Here is a 17,105-nt window from a genome sequence, read left to right as displayed (position 1 = left end):
TCGCGCCTTTTGGCATGGCGGTAACGTCCACAAAAATGGTCGCTAACCAGCCTAACCTTCATTCTTGTGAACCTTGCGGCGGCCTTACGGGATTCTTATTCAGCCGTGGCCGGAAGCCGTTCTAGGAAGCCCTTGACCGACGCGCCAACCTCCGGGAACACAAATGAAAGCGCCGGCAACCATTTCATATCCGGCATGTACCGCGCGTCCCGCGCCTGAATGAGCGGCCTGAATTCCCGCCGCTTGCGCCCCCATTTTCCCCTCGCGTCCTGGCTTTCAAGCAAGGACTTGTGTCCGGATTTTTCGAGAGCATACCCGAACGCCAGCAAATGTTCAGTATGGAGCTGGGCAAGCTGGTGCGCGACCTGGATGAGCTGATTGAATTGCCATCCGACCGGGCGCCCATATGTCGCGCTCAAGACAGCATGCATCATCGCCCGGAAGCTGGAATCGCCGCTCGGATTTTCCGGAAGCCCGATTCCAATTACGCTGTACTGCGCGCGAATTTGCCGCCATCGTTCCACGTTTTCCGGCGTGCCATCAAAGTGCGGATTCATCGCAGCAAGCCAGAATGAGATCAGTTCTTCTCGCAGCGCCTGGTGCGATTGCTCATTGAGGCGCCGTATCTCTCCGTCGTAGTCGAAGTGAAAGAGCCTCTGGTTCTTAAGGTCTTCCAACAGATCGTGAATCGAGACTATAGCTTCGTCCCAGCATTCGCCGATAGAATCGTCCAGGCGAAACGGCCGCCGGAAATGACAGCGCAGGTGAAAGCAATGGCGTTCTTCGGAAATCGCCGCGGTTTCCTCATCGACAACGAACACGTTTGAATTGTTGGAAAACAGCAGATCGTCGGTCGTCATTCGCCTGTAGTCCGGCGAGAAGCTGCCAAGAACCCAAACCAGCATTGCGCCCTGCTCGCGATAGAACAGCCGGCGGCTTACCACGACATCAAGAAATGTCGTGGAGAGCTGCGCTTCGAAGGCATAAGTACGCCCAGCAGAACGAGCCTGAACGTCAGGCTGTCGCCACGCTCCTGAATCGTGCTGATCAGTCCAGCGCGCTTCGCTCTGAATGGTTTCCGGAAAGAACGCGGTATCCGCGCGAAGGCTTCGTTCAATCAGCCTCTTTATCCGCTTGTGCGCTTCGCTTTCCCGCAGGCCATGATATTTGCGCGCGCGGATCTGCTCTTCGGTCAGGCCGTCGCGCGTTTGCGCCCGGCATGAGCCGTCTTCATGGATGTGCCGGAAAAAGAAACGCTTATGCAGACTTGCTACGATATAGACTGGCGTTCCGCATAACGCGCAAATATGCGTCGGCTTTTCCTGCTTAAGATTCTCGCGCATCCGGACGCGCTCCGCAATGAGCTGGTCGTACCTGAACGAGCCAATCAGGTCCTTTGCGTCCCTCACTTCTCCTGTAACGAGGTCGATGATTTCGGCGATCTCAGGACTATCGACGGGCACCGCCGGCGAAGCCGGATCGACGGTAATGTTATAACCCGTCGGCCCCGATTCCGTCAGGCTCACAGGGTGTATCCCTCAGGCAGCGAAACCCGGTCCTCGTCAGTTGCTTCCCATCGCCCTTCCAGTTGCACCAATGCATAGCGGCGGCCTTGCGCGCCTTCCTTGGGCTGAATGCTCAAAAGGCCGACATTGAACGTCAGGTCCGGCCGGCCCTTTTCGCGCAGAACCTGCCGGTGGCTGCCCAAGTGGCAGATGAAGCCGAGCGTCTCGAGCTTCATGCACTCCTCAACGAAGCTGCGCGCAAACCGCAGTTGCTCAGACATGCCGCAATCCTCCCACACCCCGTCAAGGTCCTTGATCCAATCGACGAGGACCGCCGCGATCTCCAACGCTTCGTCGCTTTTGACTGCGGACGTGTCGATGCGGAGCCCATCGCGCTGCCCGTAGGCATTAAGAAAATCGGAGGCCGATCGGATTGGATCGGTCGGGACCAGGACCGTCTTGCGGAGAACCCGCCTGATTTCCTCCTTCTGACGGGCCTCTTGCTCGGGGCTGGGCTTCTGAAAGTAGGACAGCTCGATCTTGAGAGCGCGCGCGAGGCTCCGCAACGTTTGCTCTTCCGGTCTGTGCCTGCCGCTTTCAATCTTCTCGATAGTCCGGCTTGTAAGCCCTGCCATATCAGCCAGGCTCTCCTGCGTCAGATTAAGCATCTTCCGCAGGAACCTCACTTGCTGTGCGACATAGGCCAGGTCCCGTTCCATGGTGTCCATGATTGTTCTCGCCTTGAGGGGTGTGCAACAATCATGTGCGGCCTTGAGGCCGAATGTCCCCGAACGTGTCCCGAACGCAGGCGAGCATAAAATAGACTCTGATTCTGATGAAGGGGCGCCTTCTTGAAGAGAAGGCGCCCTGCGCTTTCTTGTTGAACAAGCGCGTCGGTAACGCCCTAAGATTCGCGAGGAAGGGGGCGAAATCCCGCAAAAAAATTCTACACAGCGCCTACACAGGCGCTGAACGTCAACATTTTGCATATATTTCAAGCTGTTAGTATGCTCCTATGTCCCGCAAGGGCAGAGGGGAGACATGCAGAAGATCGGGGAGGCGCTGAACCTAAGCGCGGGAGATCTGGTGGGTCATGTGGCCTGCCGGTATCTCACGGAGCTTGACCTCAAGGTGGCCCGCGGCGAATTGGCGAAACCCAAGATCTGGGATCCGGGGCTGCAAATCCTGGCCGAGCGCGGCGATCTCCACGAAAAGAGTTTCATTAAGCACCTTGAGGACGGAGGGATCCCGGTCACGATCGTAGAAGGGATCGGGATCGACAGCGCAGCCGTCGTCGCGACCCTGCAGGCCATGAAACGTGGCGATCCGATCATTGCGCAAGGCGCCCTCCAATCCGGCACATGGAACGGGCGGGCCGACATCCTGCGCCGCGTCGAGGTGCAGAGCGGGCTTGGTGATTGGTCGTATGAGCCGATTGACACCAAGCTCGCCCGCGAGACGAAAGCGGGGACGGTCCTTCAACTTTGTCTCTATGCCGATCTGCTGGCCGCCATGCAGGGCCTGCCGCCAGAATACATGTATGTTGTCGCGCCTTGGTCGGAGTTTCAGCCACAGCAGTATCGATTTGCCGATTATGCGGCCTATTTTCGCAAGGTGAAGCGCGCGCTGTTGAGCGCCTTGGCCGCGCCGGCGACGGGCGACACCTATCCCGATCCGATAGAGCATTGCGACATCTGCCGCTGGCGAGAGGCATGCGACAAACGTCGCCGCGATGATGATCACCTCAGCCTCGTTGCCGGCATCTCGAAGATACAGATCAATGAGCTGAACGCCCGTAGTATCGGGACGGTACAAAGCTTGGCCAACATGCCCTTGCCGCTCGATTGGAAACCGGATCGTGGTTCGAAGGATTCTTATATCCGGGTTCGCGAACAAGCCCGGATCGTAGTTGAGGCCCGCACTGCAGGGGCAAGCAAATTCGAATTGCTGCCCGTAGAGTCTGGCTTCGGGCTCACGCGTCTACCCGCCCCCTCGGACGGCGACGTGTTCCTCGACTTCGAAGGTGATCCCTTTGTTGGCGAGCACGGCCTCGAATACCTGTTCGGCTATGTGTTCAAGGACGCACACGGCGCGTTCGTCTATGAGAGCGATTGGGCTTTCACCCGTGTCGACGAGAGAAACGCTTTTGAGAGATTCGTCGATTTAGTGATGATGCGCTGGGCTCAGTTTCCTAATCTGCACATCTATCACTACGCACCTTACGAGCCCGCGGCCCTCAAGCGTCTGATGGGCCGCTATGCCACGCGCGAGGAGGAGATCGACCGGATGCTCCGGGCGGGCCTCTTCGTTGATCTCTACCAAATTGTGCGCCACAGTCTGCGAGCGAGTGTGGAAAGCTACTCGATCAAGCGCCTAGAACCCTTTTATGGGTTTGAGCGCCAAGCGCCTCTGACTGATGCGAATGTTGCGCTTGCCAATCTCCAGGCCAATCTCGAACTTAGGAATGCGCCGTCGATTGCTGAAGAGACAAAGGCCGTTGTGCGCACATACAATGAAGATGATTGCCGTTCCACCGTGGTCCTGCGTGACTGGCTCGAAGCGCACCGCGCCAGGTTGGTCGCTGAAGGTACAGATGTTCCTCGCCCGCAATCTGGCGATGGCGCGCCGAACGAGAAGATCACCGGCTGGCTGATCAAGATCAACGCGCTGATCGGAAGACTGACGGCTGATGTTCCGACAGACCCGGCTGAACGAGATGACGAGCAGCAGGCCCGTTGGATCATGGCAAACATCGTCGATTGGCATCGCCGGGAGGAAAAGGCGGTTTGGTGGGAGTTTTTCCGGCTGGCCGCCCTCTCGGCCGAGGATTTGCTGGAGGAGCGCGCCGGGCTCTCTGGTCTCGCTTTTGCAAGCGCTGCCGGTGGCACAGCCAAGGCGCCGATTCATCGTTACCTCTTTCCGTCGCAGGAGACAGAGATTCGCAGCGGCGAGGAGCTCTTCAACATTGGTGGCGCCAAGCTAGGCTGGGTCGAGGCGATCTCTTTTGCGGACAATACCGTCGATATCAAGAAGCGTCAGGACACTGCCGACATTCATCCTCAGGCGGCGTTCGCGCACAGCTATGTCGGCGGCAAGGTGATGGCCGAGGCACTGGTGCGGATCGGCAATTATGTCGCCGATCACGGCGTGCGTGGTATTGGCCCATATCAGGCGGCTCGCGATCTACTGCTCAGAGAAACCCCGCGTGTCCGCGACGAGCCGCTGCAACGCGCAGGAGAGACGACAGTTGAAGCCGCCGTTCGGCTCTGCGAGCATCTGACGGGCGGCATTCTTCCGATCCAAGGACCGCCCGGGGCGGGCAAGACCTTCACCAGTGCCAAGATGATTTGCGAGCTGGTGCGCCGTGGCAAGCGAGTCGGCATCACCGCCAACAGCCACAAGGTCATCCGCAACGTGATCAACGCGACTATCAAGGTGGCTGATGAACTGGGCATAGCGTTGCAATGCTGCCAGAAGGCCGATGAAGTTGAAGCCCCGCAGCACCGGCTCTTCTTTGCCAAGAGAAGTGAGGACGTGTTCTCGGCGTTGAGCGGCGGCACGGCCGCCGTCGGGGGCGGCACGGCGTGGCTGTGGTCACGCCCGGACGCCTTCGGAACGGTGGATGTCCTGTTTGTGGATGAGGCTGCGCAGATGTCGCTCGCCAACGTGCTCGCGGTGTCGCAGGCGGCAAGCACGGTGGTGCTAGTCGGCGATCCGCAGCAGCTCGATCAGCCGACACAGGGGAGCCATCCTGAAGGCACCGATTCCTCTGCCCTTGATCACATTCTCGGGGGTAAGCGAACGATCCCCGCGGATAAAGGCCTATTTCTTGGGGAGACTTGGCGGTTACATCCGGCGATCTGCACCTACACCTCTGAGCTCTTCTATGATGGCAAGCTCCGCTCGAGAGCCGGACTCGAGAACCAGGTTATTAAAGGATCGGGGCCGATCAGCGAATCTGGTCTCTACTTTCTTCCCGTCGTCCACAGCGGAAATCAGAACTGCTCGCCCGAAGAAGCAAAAGCTGTCGGCACGTTCGTGCGGGAGATCCTGGCCAGCAACGCGACTTGGGTCGATCGCGAAGGGAAAGAGAAGCCAATCAACCTCGACGATATTGTCATCATCACGCCCTACAACGCGCAGGTCTTTGAAATTCAGCAATGCCTCCCCGGCGCGCGCGTCGGAACGGTGGACAAGTTCCAGGGCCAGGAAGCCCCGATCTCCATCTATTCGACGGCTACATCAAGTTTCGCTGATGCCCCGCGCGGAATGGAGTTCCTCTACAGCCTCAACCGGCTTAACGTCGCCACCTCGCGCGCCATGTGCGTATCGGTCCTGGTCGGCTCGCCGCAAATCTTCGAAGCCGAGTGCCGGACGCCGCGGCAGATTCAGTTGGCGAACGCCTTCTGCCGCTATCTTGAGACGGCAACACACATTTCGCTCGGTTGAAGATCTCCAGCTTCTCCAGAGCACGTTCTGCGGAGTCGCGCTGACCGCCGCGCCCGAATGTGGTGGGCGCCACTAAAACAACGTACCACGGGGTTTGGAAGAGCCCCAGACGAGGGGACGACCAGAAGATCGACGGTCCAGGGAATTGTACACCAAGACTATTCGTGTTCTCTCTATGTTCTATAAATCAATTGAAATCCGCTGGCGCGCGCTGCCGGTTTAAGGATGAATCCACGGCGCGGTGGGTGAGCTGTCGGAACCAGCCCTGCATAATCGTCTTGAATCCGAGCTCGCCCCCGAAAACGGAGTTCTGCGTAAATGGCACCCCGCGCCAACTGGAAAGGCTTCCTGCGTCTGTCCCTCGTCACCTGCCCGGTAGCGCTCTATCCGGCTACGTCGGAGAGCGAGAAGATCTCGTTCAACCAGCTCAATCGCCAGACCGGACACCGTATCAAGTACCTGAAGGTCGACGCCGACACCGGCGAGGAGGTGCCCAGCGAGGACATCGTCAAGGGCTACATGCTCGATAACGAGACTTTCATCGAAGTCTCCAAGGAAGAACTCGGGGAAATCGCGCTCGAGAGCACGCGCACTATCGAGATCGACGAGTTCGTCCAGAAATCCGAGATCGATCCGCGCTACCTGATCCGACCGTACTATCTGCGCCCCGATGGCAAAGTTGGGCACGACGCCTTCGCCGTGATCCGCGAGACCATCCGCGAGATGGACAAAGTGGCTATCGGCCGCGTGGTGCTGACCAACCGCGAGCACATCATCGCACTTGAGCCGATGGAGAAAGGCCTCGTCGGCACGCTGCTACGCTACCCGTACGAAGTGCGCTCGGAGGCCGAGTATTTCGACGAGATCCAGGACGTCAAAGTTACCAAGGACATGCTCGATCTCGCCAAGCACATCGTGAACCAGAAGTCGGGCAACTTCGAGCCCAAGAAATTCGAGGACCACTATGAAACCGCATTGATCGAACTCATCAACCAGAAACGCAGCGGCAGGCCGATCATCCCGAGGGAGCGCCCCCGCGGTGAGAACGTAGTCGACCTGATGGAGGCGCTGCGGCAGAGCGTCGGCGGCGCTGCGGCGGCCGAGGCCAAGGCGCCGAAGAAGTCGGCTAAGAAGCCGCGGAAGGTGGCAGCGGGACAGAGGGAGATGCTGATGCCGATCGCCGGCAAGAAGCCTGCGAAGGAAACCGCTGCGAAGAAGCCAGCTGGCAGGCATCAGCGGAAGTCGGCCTGATCGCAGTTTGCGCGGGGCGCTCGTCGCAATCTGAGTCCATTCTCATTGAAAAACGAGCGTGTTTGCGCTTTCGACAATCACACGAAAACGAGAAAGACCGGGCGACGATGTTCGCGCTCACCTTTTTGGGGACGTCGGCGAGCGTTCCGTCGGCTGAACGCAACCATCCGGCCCTTCTCGTCGAGGCAGGAACTCACCGCATCCTGGTGGATTGCGGGGAGGGTACCCAACGTCAGTTGTTGCGCAACGGCGCTGGTTTTCGACGCATCGATCGTCTCTTGTTGACCCATGGACATTTCGACCACGTGCTTGGCATTCCCGGTCTATTTTCGACCCTGCGACTGCGGCAGAGTGCCGACGTGATGACGATTCATGGAAGTCCGGGTACCCTCGACGTCGTCGTTCGGATGCTCGCGGGCCTGTGGGGCGAAGGACGAGCGCCTATTCCGCTGGAGCTCGTGCCCTTGACGGGAGGTCATGTCCTCGATGCTGGCGGGTTCACGATCTCCTGCTTTCCGGTCATCCACCGCGACACCGACAGCTTCGGATTCTCCTTCGAAAGCCAGATCCGCCGTCATCTTCGGCCGGACCGCCTCGCGGCCCTCAGAGTGCCGGACGGCCCAGTGCGCAAGGAGTTGGCAGAAGGAAGGCCGGTGACGCTCGCGGACGGCAGGATGATCGATCCCAAAGAGGTCCTCGGCCCGCCAGAGGGGCGCAAGAGGCTGGTCATCGTGGGCGATGCCGAAACCACCAATGGCTTGGCCGAACACGCTCACGACGCCGACGTCTTGGTGATCGAGGCCACGTTTCTCGACCGCGATGCAACCATCGCTCGTGACTATGGACACCTCACCGCGGCTGAAGCGGCCGCCTTGGCGGCCGTGAGCAATGTCAAGCAGCTCGTCCTAACTCACATTTCCGGCCGCTATGCCGACGAGGAAATACTGGTGGAGGCGAGGAGGACGTTTCCGAACAGCCGGCTTGCAATGGATTTCGATCGCATCGTGGTCTAACCAGCGGCGCAGGAGAGCGCGCGAATGGCGAGGAAGCTGAAGACGTATCAAACTTCGCTCGGCTTCTTCGATCTGGCGGTAGCGGCGCCGTCGATGAAGGCGGCTCTGGAAGCGTGGGGTGCAGACAGCAATCTCTTTCACCAGGGCGCAGCGAAGGAAAGCGATGATTCCGACGTCATCGCGGCGACCATGGCTGCGCCAGGCGTCGTTCTGAAGCGTCCCGTCGGCTCCAGTGGGCCCTTCAAAGAACACGCCGAGCTGCCCACCAATCTCCCCGGCGATAACATTTCGAAGAAGGCAGGCAGCAGGTCGGTGAGGCGCAAGCCGCAAAAGCATCCTGAGCGGGCCAAGGACCAGGCGGCCGACAGGGAGGCCGCGCTCGCTTTCGAGAAGGAGCAGAAACACCGCGCGCGCGAACGCGCGAAGGAAGAGGCCGCTCAGCGTAAGGAGCGCGAGCGGAGGCAGAAAGTCGTCGACAAGGCGCAAAGCGCATTGGACGCAGCCCGTCGAAAGCACGAAATGAACGCCTCGGACATACAAGCTCAGCTCGAGGCGCTTGAGGACAGATCGCACGCTGAAGAAGTCCGTTGGGAGAAGGAGAAAGCCCGGCTGGAGGCCGCATTGAGACGAGCGCGAGCGTACGGTTGACGAAATTCCAGATTACAATCTGAAAGGAGCAGTCATGCCTGGATGTTGAATCCATCCAACATAAGCGGCAATTGATCTTCGTCTTCAGGTTCGACATCAGTAAATCCGGAAACAGAGATTCCGAGCAGCCGTATCGCCTTCTTTGGCGGCATCAGCTGCTTCAATAGTTCGAGAGCAAGGCTGGAGAGATCGCTTGCAGAGTCGATGACGGCGACTGATCTGCTCCTGGTGATCAACTCGAAATCGGAAAACTTCACTTTGAGCGTCGCCGTCCGGCCCCGCGCGCCCGTGGTCTCGCAGTGACGCCATACCTTCTCGATCAGGGGCCGCAATTCCGCCGCCAGAGCTTCGTAGTCCGCTAGATCTTGCGAGAAGGTGTTCTCGGCGCCGACCGACTTGCGGATACGGTTGGCGCGCACCGGGCGTTCATCGATCCCGCGCGAAATCCAGTAATAGTAGTTGCCGGCCTTGCCGAAATTGGCGGTCATGAACTCGAGCGTCTGGTTACGCATATCGAGCCCTGTGAAGATACCGAGGCCGTTCATCTTCGCGCTCGTCGCCGGACCGATCCCGTGGAATTTGCCGACGGGAAGATCCTGAACGAAGTTCAGCCCCATCTTCGGCGTGATGACGAACTGTCCGTTCGGCTTGCGGTAGTCAGAGGCAAGCTTCGCCAGGAACTTGTTGTAGGAGATGCCGGCGGAGGCGGTGAGACCCGTCTCGCTCAGGATTTTCGCCCTGATCATGGTCGCGATCTCCGTCGCGCTCGCGATGCCTTGGATGTTCTCGGTGACGTCCAGATAGGCCTCGTCGAGCGATAGCGGCTCAATGATTTCTGTGTGTTCGGCGAAGATCGTCCGGATGTGTCGCGAGATCTCCTTGTAGACCTCGAAACGCGGCTTCACGAAAATCAACTCCGGGCATTGCCGTTTGGCGGTTACCGACGGCATCGCCGACCGGACTCCGAACTTGCGCGCCTCGTAGCTAGCAGCGGCGACGACGCCGCGCTCTCGAGACCCGCCCACGGCGACCGGCTTGCCGCGCAAGTCCGGATTGTCCCGCTGCTCAACCGATGCGTAGAACGCATCCATGTCGATATGGATGATCTTGCGGTCTCGCGCTTCAGCGGTGTTCTGATCATGATCCGGCGAGTTCATGCACTTATAATACTAGAATCTCCTCGTCAGTACGTCTGGCCAAGGTCGGTGTTGGCAAAAAAAGCCGCCTGCCCGGAAGCGACCAATGGGTCACCCAGCCCTCTTCCAACGGCGACAAAAGGCCGGCGGATGGGACCATGAAGTGCGATACGAATCCAAGAAGAGAGAGCAATCGGCCTCTGCGGAAAGCAAGGCGGTCAAGAAGGTCGGCAACACGCGCAAGGAGCGCCGAAAGCGTCTCGGACGCCAGGCTGTTCTCGCTGGCGCCGGCTCCCAAGAGCCGTCGCCTAGACCTCGGGAGAGCATTCGGGGCAGGTGTCGCCTATCGCGTCCAGGACCTCGGTGATCGCGGCGCCGGCTGCCTCGGGCGAAAGGCCCGGCGGCGGATTCTGGCGGGCGAACTCGAAGGCCCGCTCGCGAGCGTGCGGATCCGTGCGGTCCTGCATCCAGCCGTGGTACTCACACTCGCGGATTGCGCAGCTGGCGCGCCGACCGGCCGTATCATGTGGCCTTGGAAGACCGTTATATCCGCGAGCACTGGAATGAGATCTACGCACTCTGCAAGCTCAACAGCCTGCCCTTCAACGCGACTGGTGAAATCATCGAGAGCGACGGCGTTTGGCGAGTCTATGAGTTTACCTGGCAGATGGATGCGATCCTGTTCTGGGACCGCTTCCAGGATCGCTGGCTGCGAGGCACGGAGTTTCACTATCCCGAGCGGCCAGAGAACCTGCCGGTGCTGAAGCCGCTTGAGAACTGGCCGAAATTCAATCCACGCAATTTGCGCTAATCGCTGGTAGCCAAAGCCATGAGAAGTCGTCGAGCTGCGGTCTTCATGCTGCTGCTGTTATCGAGCGCGGCGCTGGCCGACAACTTTGTCGGTCAGGCCAGCGTCATTGACGGCGACACACTGGAAATTCATGGAACGCGAATCCGACTGTGGGGCATCGACGCGCCGGAGAGCAGCCAGTTATGTCGTGGCGAGGACAGCTCTCAATATCGCTGTGGCGCCCAGGCAGCAAACGACCTCGACACCTTCATCGCCCGGCGTCCGGTCAACTGTGTCCCATTTAGCCTCGATCCTTATGGCCGCACTGTCGCGACTTGCTCTGTCAACGGCGTCGATCTCGGCGAATGGCTCGTGCGTAACGGCCTTGCTCTGGATTGGCCTCAATACTCGAAAGGCAGATACAACGGAGCTCAGCGCGATGCTGAGCACGCCGGTCGAGGTATCTGGAAGGGCAGCTATGTCGAACCGTGGCTCTACCGCGGCTGCATCCGCGCGAACGGAAAGCCGTCCGCTTGCTCTGACGATGCAAATGCGCATCCCTGAAGGAAATTCTCCACAAGCAACCTACATCCAAGACGAGGTTCAGATAAAAAACCTGCGAAGAGATTCCATTTCCGCCAACCGAACTTGGGTTTCATTTGTGCGCGTGCGGCTGTCACCGCAGCGGGCTCTCGTAAACCGAGCCGCGCGGCGTCTCGGCCATCCGGTTTTGATCCCTCGCGCAACATAACGAGTCGCTCGCCGGAGGCACTCGCTCGCAGGCCCCGCCGTCATTGCATGCCGGCGTCGCTATCACTGTCCCACGCCCGGGTGCCTTCTTAAACCGGTCTCGCGACTGCACTCGGTTCCGGGTCCTGCCGCTACGCGTCGGCACTATGCTGCCCCTCCTGCGGGTGCCTCTTTTTGATTCTCTCACTCTTGTCTCTCGTTTTCACCTCTGCCGACTTGCCCGGCGTTCTCACGGTGAGATCTAAGGGGCTCCGCCCCTCGCGCGCACCAGGGTAAAGCGCCGGCTGACGCCGGCGCCGCCCCGAGCGGTCTCCCCGGTCTTCCGCGCTTTCTCTGATCCCTCACTCTTCCGAACAACTGGCATGCGCCCGTGCAGACCCGCTCTTGCGAGCGGCCCTTTCGGGCGGGCGATCCCCCTCCGCTCGGGGCGCCCTGGCACTTGCTAGCCCCGGTCTCGCCGACGGGCAGGGGCGCAGGCGCGGAGTGCGCCCTGCACCCATGAAAGCAAAGGGAGATTGATCATGTCGGCCAAGCACGTTGAAACGATCCCAGAGAGCGGGACGGAGGTTTTCATTCCGCTCAACAAGCTCAAGAAGTCACCGAAGAATGCGCGGAAGACGCCGCACAGTGAGGCGGCGATCGAGGCCTACGCGGCGAGCATCGCCGCCAAGGGTATCTTGCAAAATATGGTTGTCGAACCAGAGCTGGACGGCGAAGGGGCGGCCACGGGGTTCTATTTCGTGACCATCGGCGAGGGCAGGCGGCTTGCCCAGCTTTTGCGAGTGAAGCGGAAGGAGATCAAGAAGACCGAGCCGATCCGCTGCGTCATCGACACCGCGAACGATCCGCACGAAATCAGCCTCGACGAGAACGTCACCCGGGAAAACATGCATCCCGCCGACCAGTTCGAGGCCTTCAAGAAGCTGGCGGAAGAACGTGGGTTCGGCGCGGAGGAAATCGCCGCCCGCTTCGGCGTGACGCCGCATGTGGTGCGGCAGCGCCTGCGGTTGGGTGCAGTCTCCCCGAAACTGATGCAGGTTTATCGCGATGGCGATCTGACCCTTGAACAGTTGATGGCCTTTGCCATCGCCGATGATCATGCCCGGCAGGAAAGCGTGTATGAGCGGCTATCCTATAATCGCGATGCCAGCACCATCCGCCGCCTGCTCACCGAGACCCATATCGCCGCGACTGACCGCCGTGCGCGCCTTGTTGGGATCGAGGCCTACACGGAAGCGGGCGGCTCGATCCTTCGCGATCTCTTTACGGAGGATCGCGGTGGCTATCTGGAGGACGTGGCGCTGCTCGATCTGTTGGTGACCGCAAAGCTTGGCCGTGAGGCCGATGCAGTGCGGGCAGCCGAGGGCTGGAAATGGACGGAAGCCCATCTTGATTTCCCGCATGCGCACGGCATGCGGCGAACCTACCCGCATCCGGTCGCGCTTTCGGCCGAAGATCAGGCCGCTCTTACAACCGCACAGACTGCCTTCGATCGGTTGACGGAAGAGCATCAGACGGCCGAGGAACTTGCCGACGACGTGGATGCGCAGTTCGGCGAGCTTGAGGCCGAAATCGAGCGGCTGGAAGCGAAGCGGCAGGCCTATGATCCTGACGACATCGCGCGCGGTGGCGCTTTCGTGATCCTCAATCACGACGGCACCATTCGGATCGAGCGCGGGTTCATCCGCCCGGCAGACGAGAAGCCCCAAGCCGATACCGAGGAGGGAAGTGACGCGCAAGCGCCGAACGAGGGCGGCGAGACAGATGGTCCAACGGCGCAGAATGATGATGGAGAAGAAGTCGTTGCCGAGGAAGAGGACGACGATCGACCGCTATCTGACGTTCTCGTTCGAGACCTCACCGCACATCGCACCTTGGGACTGCGCCTCAATCTGAGCGAACAGCCTGAAACCGCAATCGTGGCCGTCACGCATGCGCTCGCGGCGCAAATCTTCTATCTCGGTGCGGATGCGCATATCGTCGGCATCCAGCCGGTTAAGACGGATTTGGCTGGGCACGCGGACGGCATCGAGGATACACCGGCCGGCAAGGCCTGGGCGGATCGTCACGCCAATTGGGCAAGGCAGATACCCCGGGATGTGACGCGCCTGTGGTCTTTCGTGGCCGAACTCGATCAGGACAGCCGGATGGCGTTGTTTGCGCATTGCACCGCATTGACCGTCAATGCGGTGAAACTGCCGTGGGAGCGGCGGCCGCGAGCGCTGGCAACTGCCGAACGGCTCGCGGAAGCCGTTTCCCTCGACATGACCGGCTATTGGCGCCCGACCGTGCGCAGCTATCTTGGCCGCGTCACCAAGGCACGCATTCTGGAGGCAGTTTGCGAAGGCGTGAGCGGCGAGACTGCCGAGCGAATGGTCGATATGAAAAAGGTCGAGATGGCGGAAGCTGCCGAACAGTTGCTGGCGGCGACCGATTGGCTGCCCTCATTATTGAGAACGGCCAAGCCGGAGGATCGGGTGGCTGCGCCAAACGAGGCGCAAGGCGGTGATGCATATTCGCAGGCTGCGGAGTGACACCAGAGCCGGGGCCGCGTGAGCGGCCCCGGCCAGCTTCAGAGTTTCGGCCGCGCGCCTGACCGGCGCGCGGCCGACTTTTTTGCGCACAGCGGCCTCCGCTGCATGGAAGCCCCGCCATGGTCAAGACCTCGATCACTCTGATCTACGCCGTCTGCGGCAGCCGAGGGGGATGGCCGTGTCGTGCTCGTCAATCAGCAGCAAGCGGTGAGGCCGGACGCTTTGATCGTGAGGTACCTGGAGCATTTGAGATTGCCGTCTGGCGGATCGCTCCAGTCGCATTCTCTCACTTGGCACGCGGGAATACGACGACGGGCGCTAGCGTTTGCCAAGATGCGTCGTTCTTGCCGTTGATGCGCTGATGTCAGCAGGTGTTCGATCGACGCAGGCATGTCCTTGTGCTGCGTCGGTGTCGGCCGCCATGGTGGTCTCCGTCAGTTCGTTCATGGCGCGTCCAACGCAACCTCGAATGGGCTGATCAGGCCCGAGGGACGGCAAGAGCCTCGATCGCCTTCCCGCAACGGCTGCGCCTGCTTTTTTCCCCTGCCGCGAAGTGGCGCCATTCCTCGCGGAAGACAAAAAAGCAGGCTATCGCCGTCCTCCGCTGACGCTGCGGGCCTGAAGGCTGCGGGCCGATCGCTCCCCGGGCCAAGGATCGCCATCGAGGCTGCGATAGGCGCGGCCCGAGCAACAAACGGAGACCACCATGGCTACCATCGGCACCTTCACCGCTTCGGACAACGGCTACGTCGGCTCGATCAAGACACTGACGCTGAACATCAAGGCGAGGTTCGCCGCATCCGAGAAGGACAACGACAAGGCGCCCGACTACCGCATCTTCAACGGTGTGACCGAGTTCGGCGCTGCCTGGAAGAAAACCGCCCGGGACAGCGACCGCGAATACCTCTCGGTCAAGCTCGACGATCCGAGCTTCCCGGCCCCGATCTACGCCTCGCTGGTGAAGGTCGAAGGCGACGAGGGCTTCACCCTGATCTGGTCCCGCCGCAACGGCGACTGATCCCCTTGCGATCATCGGCCCCGCCTCCTCGGAGGCGGGGCTTTTTTGCCTTTCCATTGCCGCTTTGCAGAAAGGCAGGAAGACCATTTTTCCTTTGAAGGGATTGCTAAGGGCTCCGCCCTCGCGCGGGCAAGGGTGAAGCACGGCTCGCCGTGCCGGCCGGAGCGGTCTCCCCGGTCTTCCGCGCAAAGATCTTCAATGACGACGATGTCGTCGGCGCGTGCAGACGCGCGCTTTTCAAGCGCGCCCTTGGCAGGCGGGTGATCCCCCTCCGCGTCCTGCCGCCCTTGCCCTTGCTACCCCAGGTCTCGCCGACGGGCAGGGTTGCAGCGCAGCGCTGCGCTTCAACCTCAGCCCATAGGAGAACGACCATGAACATGATGACCCTGTCTCAGAATGAACAGCCAGCATCCGGCGGTTTCCGCGTGGATGTATCGCGAGGCCAGCGGATCGGCCGCGTGTCGTCCGAGTGGTTTGCGCGACCGGACGATGAGCGTTACTTGAATTTACCGGACCTCTATGAAGCAGTGCGAGGACGGGCCGAACGCGCGCAGGCGCGGACGGTGGAAAGCGGGGCCATCCGGGTGGAGGCCAGCCGGGACAATGCCGAGCGGCTGGCCCTGACCGTGCCGGGACGTGACGAGCCGGTGGCGCCAACCCATTGGAGCTTTGGCCAGTTGTGTACGCTCGTCGGTGCGCCGACCTCCTATCTGCGGCAGCTTCCCGCGGCTCTGTCGGCGATCAACCTGCAACACGGCTTGCTGTCACATCGCGCCGAGCTCGTGAAAACCTTGGAAACCGAAAACGGACGCGTTGAGCTCCGCGCTGTGACCGGGCCGGACTATGGTCGCATCTGGGACCATGAGTTGGTCGCTGCGGTCATGAAGATCGCGGGTAACGGCACGGGTGACACGCGGTGGAAGGTGCCGGGTGTGTTGGATTGGTCGACCATGACCCACAATCCCTTTGTGGACGTGACCAAGCACACGACCACGCTCTATGCCAGTGACCGCGATGTGTTCCTGTTTCTGGTCGACGATACCAACCCCATCGAAGCGGGGCGATTGCCGGATGGATCGCCGGATTTGTATTTCCGGGGCTTTTACTGCTGGAATAGTGAGGTCGGCAGCAAGACGCTTGGGATTGCGAGTTTCTATCTTCGTGCGGTCTGCATGAACCGAAATCTTTGGGGCGTGGAGAATTTCGAAGAGATCACGATCCGGCATTCGAAGTTCGCGGCGCACCGTTTCGCGCATGAAGCCGCCCCGGCGTTGACCAGTTTTGCCAATTCTTCGCCTGCGCCATTCGTGGCCGGTATCAAGGCGGCGCGGGAGCGGATCGTGGCCCGCACCGACGACGACCGCGAAAGCTTCCTCCGCAAAGGCGGGTTTTCCAAGTCGGAGGCCACGAAGATCATCGAGACCGTTCTGGGTGAGGAAAATCGCAAACCAGAAAGCATCTTTGATTTCGTGCAGGGCATCACCGCCCTTGCTCGCGGCAAGGCCCATCAGGACGCACGTCTTGAACTGGAAGGCAAAGCAAAGCGCTTGATGGAACGCGCGGTCTAAAAGATGTGGGCCGCGTGACCTTTCGTCAGTTGCGCGGCTCTTCTATCCCGGCCTGATGAACCGCCGCCGATCCGGCAAGCCGGATCGGTGGCGGTGACGCGTATCCGCGTCCCGCGCTCGCCGGGCCTCCGGCCCGGCTCGCGAAAGTCAGGCTCTACGATTGTTGCAAATGAATTTCTGGCGGCTAGATCACTTCCGCTTAGCGGGTTTTGATCGCTCGCTTCGTGCCTCTTCGTCTGGCAGGACGAGATCGATGTGACTGACGCCCAATGTGTTCGCCAGTTCAAACAGGGTTACGACAGTTGGATTACGGCGGCCACGCTCCAGGTCACTAACGTATTGTTGGGTAAAGCCGGACGCTTCGGCGAATTTCTCCTGCGTGAAGCGCTTCTGCTTCCGCAGTCTTGCGAAATTCCGACCGACCAACTTGCGCATGTCCATCG

General features: G+C 60.5%; 14 protein-coding genes and 1 pseudogene. 9 read left to right on the top strand and 6 right to left on the bottom strand.

Features of this window, described 5'->3' with window-relative positions; translation table 11 throughout:
• Positions 1-95: 95 nt before the first annotated feature.
• Both XH92_RS39780 and XH92_RS39775 read right to left on the bottom strand, forming a co-directional pair.
• The gene (locus tag XH92_RS39780; RefSeq protein ID WP_194456902.1) at positions 96-1,526 is read right to left on the bottom strand and encodes a DUF6035 family protein; all 1,431 of its coding nucleotides are present in this window, start codon (positions 1,524-1,526) and stop codon (positions 96-98) included.
• Positions 1,523-2,233, bottom strand: a complete 711-nt coding sequence (locus tag XH92_RS39775; RefSeq protein ID WP_194456901.1) for a helix-turn-helix domain-containing protein — start codon at positions 2,231-2,233, stop codon at positions 1,523-1,525. The genes XH92_RS39780 and XH92_RS39775 overlap by 4 nt, the downstream gene beginning before the upstream one ends.
• Before the next feature lie 313 nt (positions 2,234-2,546).
• On the opposite strand from XH92_RS39775, the gene XH92_RS39770 reads away from it, so the two are divergent.
• The 4 genes from XH92_RS39770 to XH92_RS39755 all read left to right on the top strand — a co-directional run bounded on the left by XH92_RS39770 (position 2,547) and on the right by XH92_RS39755 (position 8,866).
• Positions 2,547-5,954: a TM0106 family RecB-like putative nuclease gene (locus XH92_RS39770; RefSeq protein WP_194456900.1), complete on the top strand. Its 3,408-nt coding sequence runs from the start codon at positions 2,547-2,549 to the stop codon at positions 5,952-5,954.
• Positions 5,955-6,272: 318 nt separating this feature from the next.
• Complete coding sequence (locus XH92_RS39765) at positions 6,273-7,205, top strand: Ku protein (RefSeq protein WP_194456899.1); 933 nt, start codon at positions 6,273-6,275, stop codon at positions 7,203-7,205.
• Between the two features lie 107 nt (positions 7,206-7,312).
• Positions 7,313-8,218, top strand: coding sequence for a ribonuclease Z (locus XH92_RS39760; protein WP_194456898.1), 906 nt, complete (start codon positions 7,313-7,315; stop codon positions 8,216-8,218).
• A gap of 24 nt (positions 8,219-8,242) precedes the next feature.
• Positions 8,243-8,866, top strand: a complete 624-nt coding sequence (locus XH92_RS39755) for a cell envelope biogenesis protein TolA (protein WP_194456897.1) — start codon at positions 8,243-8,245, stop codon at positions 8,864-8,866.
• Positions 8,867-8,898: 32 nt separating this feature from the next.
• Here XH92_RS39755 and dinB read toward each other — a convergent pair whose 3' ends face one another.
• Both dinB and XH92_RS39745 read right to left on the bottom strand, forming a co-directional pair.
• Complete coding sequence (gene dinB, locus XH92_RS39750) at positions 8,899-10,023, bottom strand: DNA polymerase IV (protein ID WP_194456896.1); 1,125 nt, start codon at positions 10,021-10,023, stop codon at positions 8,899-8,901.
• A gap of 287 nt (positions 10,024-10,310) precedes the next feature.
• Positions 10,311-10,499, bottom strand: a pseudogene (locus XH92_RS39745) (hypothetical protein); the annotation flags it as partial.
• Here XH92_RS39745 and XH92_RS39740 point away from each other — a divergent pair.
• The 3 genes from XH92_RS39740 (at position 10,496) to XH92_RS39730 (ending at position 14,076) form a co-directional block, all read left to right on the top strand.
• The gene (locus XH92_RS39740) at positions 10,496-10,813 is read left to right on the top strand and encodes a hypothetical protein (protein WP_194461715.1); all 318 of its coding nucleotides are present in this window, start codon (positions 10,496-10,498) and stop codon (positions 10,811-10,813) included. The pseudogene XH92_RS39745 and the gene XH92_RS39740 overlap by 4 nt on opposite strands.
• 45 nt (positions 10,814-10,858) lie before the next feature.
• On the top strand, positions 10,859-11,356 hold the full coding sequence (locus tag XH92_RS39735) for a thermonuclease family protein (RefSeq protein WP_246788063.1): 498 nt from the start codon (positions 10,859-10,861) through the stop codon (positions 11,354-11,356).
• A 707-nt stretch (positions 11,357-12,063) separates the two neighbouring features.
• Positions 12,064-14,076, top strand: coding sequence for a ParB/RepB/Spo0J family partition protein (locus XH92_RS39730; RefSeq protein ID WP_194456894.1), 2,013 nt, complete (start codon positions 12,064-12,066; stop codon positions 14,074-14,076).
• A gap of 318 nt (positions 14,077-14,394) precedes the next feature.
• On the opposite strand, the gene XH92_RS43735 is transcribed toward XH92_RS39730, so the two are convergent.
• Positions 14,395-14,523, bottom strand: a complete 129-nt coding sequence (locus XH92_RS43735) for a hypothetical protein (RefSeq protein WP_256437515.1) — start codon at positions 14,521-14,523, stop codon at positions 14,395-14,397.
• A gap of 259 nt (positions 14,524-14,782) precedes the next feature.
• Here XH92_RS43735 and XH92_RS39725 point away from each other — a divergent pair, with 259 nt between their 5' ends.
• Positions 14,783-15,094, top strand: a complete 312-nt coding sequence (locus XH92_RS39725; RefSeq protein ID WP_194456893.1) for a DUF736 domain-containing protein — start codon at positions 14,783-14,785, stop codon at positions 15,092-15,094.
• Positions 15,095-15,465: 371 nt separating this feature from the next.
• The gene (locus XH92_RS39720) at positions 15,466-16,662 is read left to right on the top strand and encodes a DUF932 domain-containing protein (RefSeq protein ID WP_194456892.1); all 1,197 of its coding nucleotides are present in this window, start codon (positions 15,466-15,468) and stop codon (positions 16,660-16,662) included.
• Between the two features lie 189 nt (positions 16,663-16,851).
• Here the strand turns inward: XH92_RS39720 and XH92_RS39715 are convergent, their stop codons facing one another.
• Complete coding sequence (locus XH92_RS39715; protein ID WP_194456891.1) at positions 16,852-17,103, bottom strand: helix-turn-helix domain-containing protein; 252 nt, start codon at positions 17,101-17,103, stop codon at positions 16,852-16,854.
• Positions 17,104-17,105: the final 2 nt, after the last annotated feature.

Origin of the sequence: Bradyrhizobium sp. CCBAU 53421 (genome assembly GCF_015291625.1) — a bacterium.
GTDB lineage: Bacteria > Pseudomonadota > Alphaproteobacteria > Rhizobiales > Xanthobacteraceae > Bradyrhizobium.
The sequence above is the reverse complement of the archived record's forward strand: the minus strand, read 5'-3'. Positions and strand labels throughout refer to the sequence as shown.

Excerpts from the sequence above, each read along its gene's own strand:
- XH92_RS39775 (WP_194456901.1), bottom strand. The coding sequence starts at position 2,233 with ATGGACACCATGGAACGGGACCTGGCCTATGTCGCACAGCAAGTGAGG.
- XH92_RS39770 (WP_194456900.1), top strand. The coding sequence starts at position 2,547 with ATGCAGAAGATCGGGGAGGCGCTGAACCTAAGCGCGGGAGATCTGGTG.
- XH92_RS39765 (WP_194456899.1), top strand. The coding sequence starts at position 6,273 with ATGGCACCCCGCGCCAACTGGAAAGGCTTCCTGCGTCTGTCCCTCGTC.
- XH92_RS39760 (WP_194456898.1), top strand. The coding sequence starts at position 7,313 with ATGTTCGCGCTCACCTTTTTGGGGACGTCGGCGAGCGTTCCGTCGGCT.
- XH92_RS39755 (WP_194456897.1), top strand. The coding sequence starts at position 8,243 with ATGGCGAGGAAGCTGAAGACGTATCAAACTTCGCTCGGCTTCTTCGAT.
- dinB (WP_194456896.1), bottom strand. The coding sequence starts at position 10,023 with ATGAACTCGCCGGATCATGATCAGAACACCGCTGAAGCGCGAGACCGC.
- XH92_RS39735 (WP_246788063.1), top strand. The coding sequence starts at position 10,859 with ATGCTGCTGCTGTTATCGAGCGCGGCGCTGGCCGACAACTTTGTCGGT.
- XH92_RS39730 (WP_194456894.1), top strand. The coding sequence starts at position 12,064 with ATGTCGGCCAAGCACGTTGAAACGATCCCAGAGAGCGGGACGGAGGTT.
- XH92_RS43735 (WP_256437515.1), bottom strand. The coding sequence starts at position 14,523 with ATGAACGAACTGACGGAGACCACCATGGCGGCCGACACCGACGCAGCA.
- XH92_RS39725 (WP_194456893.1), top strand. The coding sequence starts at position 14,783 with ATGGCTACCATCGGCACCTTCACCGCTTCGGACAACGGCTACGTCGGC.
- XH92_RS39720 (WP_194456892.1), top strand. The coding sequence starts at position 15,466 with ATGAACATGATGACCCTGTCTCAGAATGAACAGCCAGCATCCGGCGGT.
- XH92_RS39715 (WP_194456891.1), bottom strand. The coding sequence starts at position 17,103 with ATGGACATGCGCAAGTTGGTCGGTCGGAATTTCGCAAGACTGCGGAAG.